General features: G+C 71.2%; 12 protein-coding genes. 8 read left to right on the top strand and 4 right to left on the bottom strand.

Annotation, left to right across the window (positions count from 1 at the left end; translation table 11 throughout):
- Window positions 1–32: 32 nt before the first annotated feature.
- Complete coding sequence (locus ACPCK6_RS03055; RefSeq protein ID WP_423480276.1) at window positions 33–1,100, top strand: DUF2855 family protein; 1,068 nt, start codon at window positions 33–35, stop codon at window positions 1,098–1,100.
- A 412-nt stretch (window positions 1,101–1,512) separates the two neighbouring features.
- Here ACPCK6_RS03055 and ACPCK6_RS03050 read toward each other — a convergent pair whose 3' ends face one another.
- On the bottom strand, window positions 1,513–2,805 hold the full coding sequence (locus tag ACPCK6_RS03050; RefSeq protein WP_423480275.1) for a GAF domain-containing protein: 1,293 nt from the start codon (window positions 2,803–2,805) through the stop codon (window positions 1,513–1,515).
- Window positions 2,806–2,961: 156 nt separating this feature from the next.
- Between ACPCK6_RS03050 and ACPCK6_RS03045 the strand changes: the two genes are divergently transcribed.
- Complete coding sequence (locus ACPCK6_RS03045; RefSeq protein WP_423480274.1) at window positions 2,962–4,347, top strand: glycoside hydrolase family 6 protein; 1,386 nt, start codon at window positions 2,962–2,964, stop codon at window positions 4,345–4,347.
- A 277-nt stretch (window positions 4,348–4,624) separates the two neighbouring features.
- On the opposite strand, the gene ACPCK6_RS03040 is transcribed toward ACPCK6_RS03045, so the two are convergent.
- Entirely contained in the window at window positions 4,625–5,575 is a 951-nt protein-coding gene (locus ACPCK6_RS03040) for a LysR family transcriptional regulator (RefSeq protein ID WP_423480273.1), read from the bottom strand.
- 187 nt (window positions 5,576–5,762) lie between these two features.
- Between ACPCK6_RS03040 and ACPCK6_RS03035 the strand changes: the two genes are divergently transcribed.
- From ACPCK6_RS03035 to ACPCK6_RS03015, 5 genes are all read left to right on the top strand, one after another.
- Window positions 5,763–6,563, top strand: a complete 801-nt coding sequence (locus ACPCK6_RS03035; protein WP_423480272.1) for a GNAT family N-acetyltransferase — start codon at window positions 5,763–5,765, stop codon at window positions 6,561–6,563.
- A gap of 195 nt (window positions 6,564–6,758) precedes the next feature.
- Window positions 6,759–7,181, top strand: coding sequence for a hypothetical protein (locus ACPCK6_RS03030; protein ID WP_423480271.1), 423 nt, complete (start codon window positions 6,759–6,761; stop codon window positions 7,179–7,181).
- Window positions 7,178–8,119, top strand: a complete 942-nt coding sequence (locus tag ACPCK6_RS03025) for an ATP-binding cassette domain-containing protein (RefSeq protein ID WP_423480270.1) — start codon at window positions 7,178–7,180, stop codon at window positions 8,117–8,119. Before ACPCK6_RS03030 ends, ACPCK6_RS03025 begins: the two co-directional genes overlap by 4 nt.
- Window positions 8,116–8,859: an ABC transporter permease gene (locus ACPCK6_RS03020; protein ID WP_423480269.1), complete on the top strand. Its 744-nt coding sequence runs from the start codon at window positions 8,116–8,118 to the stop codon at window positions 8,857–8,859. The genes ACPCK6_RS03025 and ACPCK6_RS03020 overlap by 4 nt, the downstream gene beginning before the upstream one ends.
- 156 nt (window positions 8,860–9,015) lie before the next feature.
- Window positions 9,016–10,650 carry a TlrC/CarA/OleB/SrmB family ABC-F type ribosomal protection protein gene (locus ACPCK6_RS03015; RefSeq protein WP_423480268.1) on the top strand — a complete coding sequence of 545 codons (1,635 nt, stop codon included), beginning with the start codon at window positions 9,016–9,018 and terminating at the stop codon, window positions 10,648–10,650.
- A 275-nt stretch (window positions 10,651–10,925) separates the two neighbouring features.
- Here the strand turns inward: ACPCK6_RS03015 and ACPCK6_RS03010 are convergent, their stop codons facing one another.
- Both ACPCK6_RS03010 and ACPCK6_RS03005 read right to left on the bottom strand, forming a co-directional pair.
- Entirely contained in the window at window positions 10,926–11,714 is a 789-nt protein-coding gene (locus ACPCK6_RS03010; protein ID WP_423480267.1) for an ABC transporter permease subunit, read from the bottom strand.
- Window positions 11,707–12,621: an ABC transporter ATP-binding protein gene (locus ACPCK6_RS03005; RefSeq protein WP_423480266.1), complete on the bottom strand. Its 915-nt coding sequence runs from the start codon at window positions 12,619–12,621 to the stop codon at window positions 11,707–11,709. The genes ACPCK6_RS03010 and ACPCK6_RS03005 overlap by 8 nt, the downstream gene beginning before the upstream one ends.
- Before the next feature lie 63 nt (window positions 12,622–12,684).
- Here ACPCK6_RS03005 and ACPCK6_RS03000 point away from each other — a divergent pair, with 63 nt between their 5' ends.
- Complete coding sequence (locus tag ACPCK6_RS03000; protein ID WP_423480265.1) at window positions 12,685–13,158, top strand: GbsR/MarR family transcriptional regulator; 474 nt, start codon at window positions 12,685–12,687, stop codon at window positions 13,156–13,158.
- Window positions 13,159–13,166: the final 8 nt, after the last annotated feature.

Here is a 13,166-nt window from a genome sequence, read left to right as displayed (position 1 = left end):
TCTGGAGTTTCGCGTCTGCCTAGCGTCAGGTCATGGCTGACTCGTGGACGTTCGCTGTGGCCCGTGACGACCTCGCTCGCACCACACTCGTCGACGGAACCGTGCCCGACCTCGCCGACGGGGAGGCGCTGCTGCGCGTGGACCGCGTCGGCCTGACCGCCAACAACGTCACCTACGCGGTGCTCGGCGAGGCGATGCGCTACTGGGAGTTCTTCCCGCCGCAGCCCCGAGGGCTCGACGACGGGTGGGGCCTCCCACCACTGTGGGGCTTCGCCGAGGTGGTCGCCTCCACAGTGGCCGTAGTCGAGCCGGGGGGCCGGGTCTACGGCTATCTGCCGCCCGCCGGGCACCTTGTGGTACGCCCCGACCGGGTGGACGAGTCCGGGTTCCGCGACGCCAGCGCGCACCGGGCCGGCCTGCCCTCGCCGTACAACTCCTACCGGTCCACCGGCGGCGACCCCGCGTACCGGGCGGAGCAGGAGGACCTGCTGATCCTGTTCCGCCCGCTGTTCTTCACCTCGTTCATGCTCGCCGACCAGGTGATCGACGAGGACGCCTACGGCGCGCGGTCGCTGGTGCTATCGTCCGCGTCGAGCAAGACGGCGTACGCCACAGCGTTCGAACTGCACGGTCGCGGCCCACGCCTGATCGGGCTCACCGCGCCGGGCAACCTCGCCTTCACCAGGTCGCTCGGCTGCTACGACGAGGTCCTCTCCTACGACGACATCGGCACGCTCGACGCCGTACCTACCGTCTACCTCGACCTGTCCGGCTCACCCACCACCCGCGCCGCCCTGCGCGCGCACCTCGGTGACCTGCTGGTCCGGGACATCGCCGTCGGTCTCACCCAGCAGACGCCCAACGCGGGTGCCGCCGGGGAGGTCTTCTTCGCGCCGGTGCGCATCCGCAAGCGGAGCCAGGACTGGGGCCGGACCGGCCTCGACGAGCGGTTCGCCGACGCCTGGCAGCGGTTCTCCCGGGTGGTGAGCGGATGGCTCGACGTGCGGGTCGGCACCGGTCCGGAGGCGCTGCGGGACGCGTGGCTCGACGTGCTCGCGGGCCGTACGCCACCCCGGGTGGGCCACGTCGTCCAGCTCTGAGCACGTCGCCGATTCCGGCCGTGGCGCGCCCGCCCGGCCGATGCGCGCTAGGCTGACGACGCGGGGTACCGATGACTGATCGCCACCGCTTGCTTCTCCCACGGTTTCCCAGCCGCGACGACTGAGTCGAGCGCTGCCGTGCAGATTCCCTTGGAGCACTTCGTGCCCGACGACACGTTCGCCCTGAACCCCTTCCGTGTGGAGGGGGCCGGAGCCACAGACGACGCGCGCAGTCCGATCGCGGACGTCAGCGTCGAAACCATGACCCGCCTGCGGAGCCCGTTCACCGCGGCGCACCCCGCTCGTGAGCCGGCCGGCGCGCCCGACCGACGCTAGACCGTCGCCCGGGGGCGAGGGCCCCGGCCGCGCGCACCGGTCCCCTTGACGGTGCCGCCGGGCGCCGGTCGAGTGGTCAGCGGTTGACGTAGGCGGCCAGGCCGCCGAGTTCCTCGTTGGCGACGAAGACCGAACGCACGTTGATGATTGCCTCCTCGACGTGGAGCGGGCAGCCCCACGCCGAGTCGCCCCACGAGTCAGCGATCTTGATCTCGGCGGGTGCCGTGCAGCCGTCGCCGCCGCCGAGCTGACACCGCTCGGGGCGGGGAGTGGCGGCCTGCGCCGCGGCGGCGGCACGCAGCCGGGCGGTGAGTTCCGCAGCGGCGGCGGCGCGCTGTTCCGCCTCGGCCCGTAGTTCCCGCTCCGCCCGCACCACCCGGGCCAGCTCGTCGTGGGCGGCCCGGGCGCGGGCGTCCGCGTCGGTCTTCGCCTGTTCGATGTGGTGGCGTTCGATGGCCAGGGCGGCGGTGCCGGTGAAGACCCGGGCGAGCGCCAGGTCGGTGTCGCGCGGGACACGCGGGGTGCGGTGGTACATGGCGAACGTGCCGAGCAGGCTGCCGTCGCGGGCCAGGATCGGCGTGGACCAGCAGGCGGCGAGCCCGGCCCGCTCGGCCAGGTCGCGGAAGTCGGCCCAGAACGGGTCGCTGGCGATGTCGGTGACGATGACCGGTTCCCGCCGGTGCGCGGCGGTGCCGCACGAGCCGACACCCTCGCCGGTGGCGATCCCGTCGATGGCCTGGTTGTAGAAGTCGGGCAGGCTGGGCGCGGCGCCGTGGCGCAGGTGCCGGCCGTCGGCGTCGGCGAGCAGGACGGAGACGAGCACCTCCTGGGGCGCGAGGTTCTCGATGCAGCGGGCCATCCCGTCGAGCACCTCGGCCAGCGGCGCCTGCCGGGCGATCTGCTCCAGCATGGCGCGGTGCTCGGCCATCAGCCGTTGCGCGTGCTTGACCTGCGTGGTCTCCACCCCGATCACGCGGATCCCGGTCACCGTGCCGTCGGTGTCGCGGCGTGCCTCGTAGGTGAAGTCGAAGAACGTCTCCCGCGCCTGCGATCCGCTGCCGAGCATGATCCGGGCGTCGTGGCCGGTGTACGACTCGCCAGTACGGTAGACCTCGTCGAGCAGCGCGATGAAGCCCTGGCCGTCCAGCTCCGGCATCAACTCGGCGAGCGGGATCCCGGTGCGCGCGCGTTCCTCGCCGATGGCGGTGAAGAACGCCGGGTTCGCCGCCTCCACCACGTGCGTCGGCCCGGCGAGCGCCGCGAAGACGGCGATGGACTGCCCGAACAGCGTCCGCAGATCCTCGTCCGCCGGCCGTCCGGCGACCGGCGAACTCGCCGTGGTTGGACGCTGGCCTGGTAACGCCGTCATGCCTGGTCTTCCTCCCGCGCCCGCTTCGTCGACCGGTGCCAGATTACGGGGCAGTGGCGGTCGTTCACATCTTGGCATCGACGCGCACCTCCGTTACCGTCGTGGGAACGCTCCCACAAACTTAGATACATCTATGTGATCAGGAGGAAACACGACGTGGCTATCCTCTCGTCCCGCCGCAGATCAGCGGCCATCAGCATGGCGGCCGTCGCGGGCCTCGCCGTGGCCGGCGTCGGCTTCGCCGTCGGCGGCGCGTCCGCCGGCACCGTGTCCGGATCGCTCTACCGCGACCCGTCCTCGGCGGTCGTCCGCTGGGTCGCCGCCAACCCCGGCGACTCCCGCGCCGCCGTCATCCGCGACAAGATCGCCAGCCAGCCGCAGGCCCGCTGGTACGCCAACTTCAACCCGTCGACCATCCAGTCCGAGGTCTCCGCGTTCGTCGGCGCCGCCAACTCGGCGCAGCAGATCCCGGTGCTGTCGGTCTACGAGATCCCCAACCGGGACTGCGGCGGCGCCAGCGCCGGTGGCGCGCCGGACCTCAACCAGTACCAGACCTGGGTGTCCAACTTCGCCAGAGGACTCGGCAACCAGACCGTCCTGATCATCCTGGAGACCGACTCGCTCGCGCTCCAGACCTGCCTGAGCCCCAGCGAGCTCAACGCCCGTAACCAGGCGCTCTCCACGGCGACCCAGACCATCAAGTCGGCCAACCCGAGCGCCAAGGTGTACCTCGACGGCGGTCACTCCACCTGGAACAGCGCCAACGACACCGCCAACCGGCTCCGGGCGGCCGGCGTGCAGTACGCCGACGGCTTCTTCACCAACGTGTCGAACTTCAACCCCACCTCCAGCGAGGCGAACTTCGGCCGGGCCGTCATCTCCGCGCTCAACGGCATGGGCATCTCCGGCAAGCGGCAGGTCATCGACACCAGCCGCAATGGGGGAGCCGCCGGTGACTGGTGCGCCGACGACAACACCGACCGGCGCATCGGGCAGTACCCGACGACGAACACCGGCGATGCCAACATCGACGCGTACCTCTGGGTGAAACCCCCGGGTGAGGCGGACGGCTGCCGCTACACGGCCGGTTCGTTCCAGCCGGACCTGGCCTTCAGCCTGGCGAACGGCGCGCCGAACCCGCCGACCACCGCGCCGCCGACGACCAACCCGCCGACGACCGCGCCGCCGACCACGGCTCCGCCGACGACCGCGCCGCCCACCACGGCGCCGCCGACCACGCCGCCGCCGGCCGGGAACGGCTGCTCCGCGGCGGTCGCTATCAACCAGTGGAACGGCGGCTTCACCGCGAGCGTGAACGTCACCGCGGGCTCCGCGGCCATCAACGGCTGGACCGTGACCGTCGCGCTGCCGGGCGGTGCCACGATCACCGGCACCTGGAACGCCCAGGCCAGCGGCACCAGCGGCACCGTCCGGTTCACGAATGTGGGCTACAACGGGCAGGTCGGCGCCGGCCAGACCACCAACTTCGGCTTCCAGGGCACCGGCACCGGCCAGGGCGCGACCGCCACCTGCGCCGCCTGACCGGAACCGACCCGGGCCCGGCGCGGAGGATCGTTCTCCGCGCCGGGCCCTCGGCGTCCGTGCCCGAACAGCCGACCGCGTACGCCTCGATCGAAGCGTGCCTGCGGGTGAGCGCCGGCAACCTGACCGCGGGCCGGTGCGGTTGGTTCCGGCAGCTGAACCGGCTCCCTCGTTCAGCGATCTGCCGGCGGCGAGTTCTGGACCCGTGCCGGCGTGTCCCGGCTCCGGCTCCAGCCGGTGAGCACTCGGCACAGTTCTGTCCCCGGCCCGACCTCGCCTACGCGCCGATGTCCGACGCTGCGCCGGTGCGAGGGGCGCCGGTGTGGCTGCCGGGCGACGACGGCGGTCTGGTCCGCGCCTCCGCGGCGGCCTGGACGAAGGCGCGGATCAGGGGAGTCTCCCCGCCGCTGCGCCACACCGGCGCGTAGTGCAGCACCGGTCCGTCGGTGATGGGGAGGAAGACGATGTCGCCTCGCTGCCGGGTGGATGCCGCGTCGGATCCGATCGGGGACACGACGCCGCCGTCGGCGATCGCCCGCAATGCCTCCTCGAGGGTGGCGATGCCCAGTCCGCGCCGGATGGGCCGTCCGGCCGGTGTGGTGGATGGGGTGTGTGCCTCCCACACGTAGTCGGGGATGGGGCCCTCGGGGTGGACGACCGGGTGATCGCCGAGATCCTCCAGCTCGACCTCGTGCCGGCCGGCCAGCGGGTGGCCGGCGGCGACGGCCAGGACCAGATTCTCGCTGTGCAGTACCGGCCCGACCGCGAGGTCGGGTTCGCGGACGGGTTGCCAGAGGATCCCGATGTCGATCGAGCCGGCCCTCAGCGGTCCGAACGGGTCGACCGGCAGGATCTCGCGCATGCGCAGCTCACACTGTGGATGTCGCTGCCGGAACAGGTCGAGGACGGTCCTTATCGACTGGTACTGGGTGGCCATGGTGCCGATGGTCAGTGTGCCGGCCTGGCCGCGGGCGGTGGCGGTGGCCTCCTCGATGCCGGAGATGATCTCGTCGTAGCCGGCGCGGAGACGGTCCCGTAGTCGCTCGCCGAGCGGAGTGAGCCGGACGGCCCGGCTCGTACGCTCGAACAGGCCCCCGCCGATCCGGCGCTCCTGCTGTTTGATCGACTGACTGACCCGTGACTGGGACACGTGCAGGCGTTCCGCCGTACGACCGAAGTGGAGTTCCTCGGTCAGCGTCAGGAAGATCTCGATGTCACGCAGTTCCACCGTGCGGCCCCATCTCCGATCATCGCGCTCGAACGGAGAGTCTAGGGCCGCGACAGCGACACGATGCCCGTGCGTGACCCGGCCCCCCGGTCGCGGTCGGGCAGGCTGTCGATCGATTACCCGTGACTAATGCGGCGGTGCGATCTTCGGCGTTGTTCGCAAGCGGCGGCCGGACGATGGTGGACGCATGAGCGAGCGCCGGATCGACATCGTGGCGGAGCCGGATCACCTCGGCGCCGCGCGGTGGCATGCCGTGACCTCCCCCGGCCTGGTGGCGGGGGTCGCCGGCCTGCGTCCGGTCGAGCCGTTCGAGTGCGGGTCGCCACTGCCGGGGGCCGTGCCGCCGGGCACTCTCGAACTGAGTCTGCACGTGGAGCCGTCATGGCGCCGACGGGGGATCGGCTCGCGACTGCTGGCCGCCGCCGGTGCCCACGCTGCGGGCCGACGGCTGGTCGCCGAGGTCGCCGCGGGTTCCGCGGGGGAGTCGTTCTGTGTCCGGCACGGCTTCCGGCGTACCGGATCCTGGGGTCACGACCTGCTCACCTACTGCGATGTCCACCACGCCTGGCTGGGTGAGCTGGTCGACGTCGAGCATCCCGGATACCGCCTGCGCTACTGGACCGGAGACCTGTGCGGCGCGACAAGCGTCGAGCAGATGCTTCGGCGACCGAGCCGTCCCGGTGACGCGGTGGTGAGCGCGGCGGAGGCGGACGGTGGCCTGGTCGCCTACGCCTTGGCGACGAGGGAGGGGCCGCGGGAGCGCCGCGCCCGCCAGTACGGGCCGGCTGTGCGTGCCGGCCATCGCGGGCGTCGACTGGGCCTGTGGGTCAACGCCGCTCTGATCAAGCGGGTACGGGAGATCGATCCGCACGTCGAAGAGATCGAGACCCGTACCGCCCATGACGACCCGGCCCAGCAGGCCCTGCGTCGGCACCTGGGCTTCCGCCCTCTCGGGCGGAGTCTCCGCTACGAGATCACCCTGCCGTAACCGGCGGCAGCGACCACCACGACAGCGGGCGCCGAGCCCACGCGCGCCACCGAGGAGAGGTTTGTCATGAAAAGTGTGGTACGCCCGAGAGACTGCGTCGTCCCGGCCGGATGCCGAGACCCCCCGCACCATCGCGGCCCGCCGCTCACCCCTTCTCCCGAAATCCGGCGACGTCACCCTCAGGAGCCCGTCACCATGACCGTCAACCTTTCCGCCCACGACAAACTCACGCTCCGCACAGCCGCGTACGGCGCCGTCACGTTGCTGTCGGCCGCCGGAGCCGCCGGCGGCTCACCCCATCGGATAGCCACCGACGGATCCATCGCCTTGGCCTCGGCAACCGGCCTGGTCGGGCACGTGCTCGCCGAGAAGTCGACGGGCGTGGACCTCAGCGGCAGGTCGGTGGCCGCGATCGCCGACCGGGTGCTGCCGGCGCTGACCGAGGCGATGCGCCTGCTCGCCGCCCAGGACCCGAGCGAGGCCGACAACTTCCGCCGTACCGTCGTCGTCGCCCTCGACGCGGGCGTGCGGAGTCGGCAGGGCGAGCCCGGCCCCGCCCTCACCGACATGATCGACAAGATCGTCGCGGCCCTCGACGCCGCCGAGGTGACCGCGTGACGGCCCCGGCGATCTCGGTCTCGGGCCTGCGCAAGGCGTACAAGGACAGGTCCGTCCTGGACGGCATCGACTTCGAGGTTCCCGCCGGCACCATCTTCTCCCTGCTCGGCCCCAACGGCGCGGGCAAGACGACCACGGTCAACGTGCTGACCACGCTGCTGGCGGCCGGCGGGGGCACGGTCCGTGTCGCCGGCCACGACCTCGCCACCGACGCCCGCGCGGTCCGCGCCGCGATCGGCGTCACCGGCCAGTTCGCGGCCGTCGACGAGTTGCTGACCGGCCGGGAGAACCTCCAGCTGATGGTCGACCTCAACCGGAGGGTCACCGGCGACGGCAGGCGGATCGTCGCGGGCCTGTTGGACCGGTTCGAGCTGACCGCCTCGGCGGACAAGCCAGCCTCCACCTACTCCGGCGGCATGCGGCGCAAGCTCGACCTGGCGATGACGCTGGTCGGCGACCCGAAGATCATCTTCCTGGACGAGCCGACGACGGGCCTGGACCCGCGCAGCCGCCGCACCATGTGGTCGATCGTGCGGGACCTGGTCGCCGACGGTGTGACCGTCTTCCTCACCACGCAGTACCTGGAGGAGGCCGACCAGTTGGCCGACCGCGTCGCGGTGCTCGACCGGGGTCGCCTGGTCGCGCAGGGCACGCCCGAGGAGCTCAAGCGCCTCGTTCCCGGGACCCACGTACGCCTGCGGTTCGCCACCGCCGCCGACCTCGACGCCGCCGCGGGGGTCTTCCCCGAGGCGGCCCGCGACGACGACGCGCTGGCCCTGCGGGTGCCCGCCGACGGCGGCACGAAGTCGCTGCGGGCCGTGCTGGACCGACTGGACGAGCACTCCCTCAGCGCCGATGGGTGCTCCGTGCACACCCCTGACCTCGACGATGTCTTCCTCGCCCTGACGGGCCACCCCACGGAGGTGGACGCGAAATGAGCGCCGACTCACTCGTCATGCTGCGCCGCAACGTCAAGCACCTGGGCCGGAACCCGACGTCGGTGTTCAACGCCGTCCTGATGCCGATCATCATCATGCTGATGTTCGTCTACATGTTCGGCGACGCCTTCGACGTCGGCGTCGACTACATCGACTACGCGACGCCGGGCCTGATCCTGCTGGCCGTCTGCTACGGGCTGGGCGGCACCGCGACGGCGGTGAACTCCGACATGACCAAGGGCATCATCAACCGGTTCAAGGTCATGGACGTCTCCCGAGGCGCGATCCTGGCGGGCCACGTCGTCGCCAGCCTGCTGACCAATCTGATCGCCGTCGCGGCGCTCGTCGGGGTGGCCTTCCTGCTGGGGTTCAGCCCGAAGGCCGGTTTGGTCGACTGGCTCGCCGTGGGCGGCGTCACGGTGCTGCTCGCGTTCGCGGCGGGCTGGTTCACCGTCGCGCTGGGGTTGTCCGCGAAGTCACCGGAGACGGCGGGCATGGCCGCCGTGCCGCTGGTCATGCTCCCGTTCTTCAGCAGCGCGATCGTCCCGGCCGAGAAGATGGGCCCGGGCCTGCGGCAGTTCGCCGAGTACCAGCCGTTCACGTCGATCATCGAGACCGTGCGCGGGCTGCTCGACGGCGCGCCGGACACCACCGACGCGGCCGTCGCGGTCGCCTGGTGCGTGGCCATCGCGCTCGTCGGCTATCTGTGGGCGCGTTCGACCTTCCGAAAGCGAGCGTGAACTCCGCCGGTGGAGCTGTTCGCGGTGCCGCCTCGGCGGTCCTGGCCCGACGGGGCGGCGGCGCGGACGTCAGGGCACCACCGGATCGAGAACGCCTGGCACACGGCACCCGCGCGCCAGGCGTGCATCCGGACCGACGTGCGAGACAGGAGCCTTGTGCACACGTCGCAACTCTCGCTGCACCACATCATCCGCCGCTACGACGAGCGCATCGTGCTGGACACGGTGTCCTTCAGCGTCAGACCCGGCGAGAAGGTCGGCGTCATCGGCGACAACGGCGCCGGCAAGTCGACCTTGCTGCGCCTGATCGCCGGGGTGGACCTCCCGGACAACGGCGACGTGACAGTGGTCGCCCCGGGCGGTGTCGGCTACCTGGCCCAGTCGCTGGCGCTGCCGCCACAGGCCTCGGTCCAGGACGCGATCGATCTCGCGCTGGCCGATCTTCGCGAGCTGGAGTCGCTGATCACGCACGCCGAGGCGGGACTGGGACGCCTGCCCAGGGCCGAGCTCACCGCCGGCCTGGAGCGCTACGCCGGGCTGCTCTCCCGCTACGAGGCACGGGGCGGCTACGGGGCGGACACCCGGGTCGACAAGGCGATGCACCGGCTCGGCCTGCCGGGTCTGGACCGTACGCGGGCACTCGGCACGCTGTCCGGCGGGGAGCGTTCCCGCCTGGCGCTGGCCGCCACGCTGGCCTCCCAGCCGGAACTGCTGCTGCTCGACGAGCCGACCAACGACCTGGACGACCAGGCCGTGGGGTGGCTGGAGGAGCACCTGCGGCAGCACCGCGGCACCGTGCTCGCGGTCACCCACGACCGGGAGTTCCTCAGCCGAGTCGCCGACACGATTCTGGAAGTCGGCGAGGGCACTGTGACACGCCACGGCGACGGTTACGACGGGTACCTGGTCGCCAAGGCCGCCGAACGCCGCCGCCGGTTGCAGGAGTACGAAGCGTGGCGCGACGAGCTGGCCCGTAACCGCAGGCTCGCCGCCGCCAACGCGTTCCGTCTCGCCGCGATCCCGCGACGGGCGCCGATGGCCAAGTTCGGGCACGGCGCCTTCCGGGCCCGCGGTCGTGACCACGGCGCGATGGGACGCATCCGCAACGCCAAGGAGCGCATCACGCGTCTCACGGACAGCCCGGTCACACCGCCGCCCGACCCGCTGCGGTTCGCGGCCGGCGTCAGCGACGTCGGCCGGGAAGCCCCGGAGACGGCCGCTGAACTCACCGAGGTCCGCGTCACCGGCCGGCTGTACGTACCCTCACTGCGGATCGGCGGCGCGGACCGGCTGCTGGTCACCGGACCCAACGGCGCGGGCAAGTCCACCCTCCTCGGGCTCCTGGCCGGAGAGCTGCGACCGGACTACGGCAGGGTACGCATCCGGGGCCGGACCGGTCACCTGCGGCAGGAGATGACGCCGTGGCCGCCGGACCTGACGGTGTGGGAGGCGTTCGCGGACGGCCGGTCCGGTGACCCGGACGAGCTGCTGTCGCTGGGCCTGTTCAGGTCGTCCGACCTGCGGTTGCGGGTGAGGGAGCTGTCCTACGGACAGCTTCGCCGGCTCGAACTGGCCCGCCTGGTCAGCAAGCCGGTCGACCTGCTGCTGCTGGACGAACCGACCAACCACCTCAGCCCGGCCCTGGTCGAGGAGTTGGAGCAGATGCTGGTCGACTACCCGGGCGCGGTGGTCGTGGTCACCCACGACCGCCGCATGCGGGCTCGCTTTGCCGCCGCTCACCTGCAGCTACGCGCCGGCCAGGTGGAACGGTTCAGCGGGAGGATCGACTGACGTCGGCTGCCCCGTTCGGGGAGCGCTACTCCGACGCCCCTGCGCGTGCCGTGCTCCTGCGGCTCTACGACTGCCGCAGGAGCACGCCGTCATGGCTGAGCAGCGACGGCATCCGTACCCGGACAGGCTCGTCGTGGACGACGATGCCCAGGGGGATCGCCCCCCGACGGCGCCGATGCCGGTGAAGACGGCGTATGCGGTGCCGGCCGGAAGCGTCGTTCCTCGTCGTTGAGCAGTTCGCGGCGCCATGCGGCGAGGGCACAGGCCGTTCGAGCTCAGCTGGTCAGGTCGCGGCGGTTGAATGCTGCGACTGCGATGGTCAGCAGGACCGCGGTGGTGGTGGTCAGGATGGTCAGGTCGGCCCATTGGAAGCCGTTACGCAGGGGTTCTCCGCCGATGTAGTAGTGGAAGGGGGAGGCGTAGCGGAGAATGTCGGCGCCGATCTGGCCGGCGAGGGTGCTGGCGGCGTAGGTGAGGACGGCGATGCCCGCAGTGGCGGCCAGGGCGGTGGGCCGGCTCCCGGTGGCCGCGCCGGTGGTGATGGCGATTGTCCCGAAGACGATGATCAGCAGGGCCAGGGCGAGACACTGGGCGGTGAACTGGCCGACGGTGATGCTGTCGAGTTGTGCGCCGGGCCGGACGGCGAGCATGGCCAGCAGGACCACCACCGCGATGAGGACGGCACCGGCACTCAGGGCAGCGAAGCGGTGCAGCAGCAGGCGGGTGCGGCTGACCGGGTGGGCGAGGGGCAGGTCGAGGTAGCCGGCTTCCTCGTCGCCGGCGATGGCGCGGGTGCCGGTGGCGATGCCGAAGATGATGGCGACCAGGGGCACGATGATGCCGAACACGCTGGAGCCGAGGTAGCCGGCGGCGGAGGAGAGGTCCTCCATCCGTAGCGCCTGCCGCAGCGCGGGAGACATGCCTTGGGCGGTTTGTCCCATCGCGCCGTCGGCGACCTGGGGGTAGAAGCCGGCGTACATCGCCCCGAGCAGGGCGGTGCCGGTGGTGAAACCGGCCAGGCCGCGTCGGCCGTCCCACAGCGTCTTGGTCAGCAGGTCAGGCATGCGTGGTCTCCTTGCTCGCAGCGTCGGCCTGGTAGTAGGTGAGGAACAGCTGTTCCAGGTCGGGTTCGGTGGCGCGGAGGCTCGTGACCCGCTGCTGGGCGAGTACGCGGATGAGCCCGTCGGGGCTGCCGGCCAGGTGGAACCTTGCGGTTGGGCCGTCGATGGTCAGGCCGGTCACCTCCGGCAGGGCGGCGAGTGCGGTTTCGTCGACCGGGTCGGCGAAGGTGACCTGGAATTCGTGCACGCTGCGGTCGCGGAGTCGAGCCACCGTGTCGAGGGCGACGAGGTGGCCGTCGCGGATGATGCCGACTCGGTCGGCGACCGCCTCGACCTCGCTCATGATGTGCGAGGACATGAACACCGTCTGCCCGTCGGCTCTGGCTTCGCGAACCAGGTCGAGGAAGGTCTGCTGCACCAGAGGGTCCAACCCGGACGTCGGCTCGTCGAGGATCAGCAGCTCGGGGCGGTGCATGAATGCCTGCACCAGGCCGATCTTCTGCCGGTTGCCCTTGGACAGCGTCTTGATCCGTGCCGTCAGATCCAGCTCCAACCGCCCGGCCAGCTCGCCGATGCGGGCCTTCGGTACGCCTCCACGTAGGTGGGCCAGGAACGTCAGGCACTCACCGACGCGCTGCCGGGGGTTGACCACGAATTCACCGGCGACGTATCCGATGCGTCGGTGCAGCGCCACCGCGTCGCGGCGCGGGTCGTGCCCGAACACCAGCGCGCGCCCGCTGGTCGGTCGGATCAGGTCCAGCAGCACGCGGATGGTGGTCGACTTGCCGGCCCCGTTCGGACCCAGGTAGCCGAACACCTCTCCTTCGGCGACGGACAGGTCGAGGTCGCGCAGCCCTCGGCGGCGGCCGTAGGTCTTGGTCAGCTTCTCCAGCTGGATCACGTCAGGCATGTCTCGCAGAGTATCGAACTTTCAAAGATTTCTGAAGATTGCAAGATGTTAGGCTTCCGGATGATGGAGTACGGGAGGGCGCGGATGGCTTTGAGCGGCCCGGCGGAGAAGCTGGCACTGACGCTCGCCGAGGGCGGGCTGCAACGGATGACGGCGCGCGTGCTGGCCGCGTTGCTGTTCACCGACCAGGAGACGATGACTGCCGGCGAGATCGCGGACACTTTGGCCATCAGTTCCGGCAGCGTGTCCACCGCCATCAAGTCCCTCGCGACCGTCGGGTTGATCGAGCGGGTACCCGCTCCGGGCAGCCGCCGCGAGCATTTTCGGCTCCGCGAGGGTGCCTGGGCCACCCTCATGTCCGGCCAGAACGCGATGATCGGAAGCCTGCGGGAAGCCGCCGAAGAAGGCATCACCGTGGCCGGCGCGGGCAGCCTCGCCGGAGCCCGCCTCGCCGAGATGCGCGACTTCTACGACTACCTCTGGCGCGAACTACCGGCGCTCATCGACGGGTGGCGGGACGACAAGGGCGATCGGTAAGCCGCCAC

It is taken from the genome of Micromonospora sp. AB353 (genome assembly GCF_049538395.1).
In the GTDB taxonomy this organism is placed as follows: domain Bacteria; phylum Actinomycetota; class Actinomycetes; order Mycobacteriales; family Micromonosporaceae; genus Micromonospora; species Micromonospora aurantiaca.
This window is presented reverse-complemented; position numbering and strand designations above follow the sequence as displayed.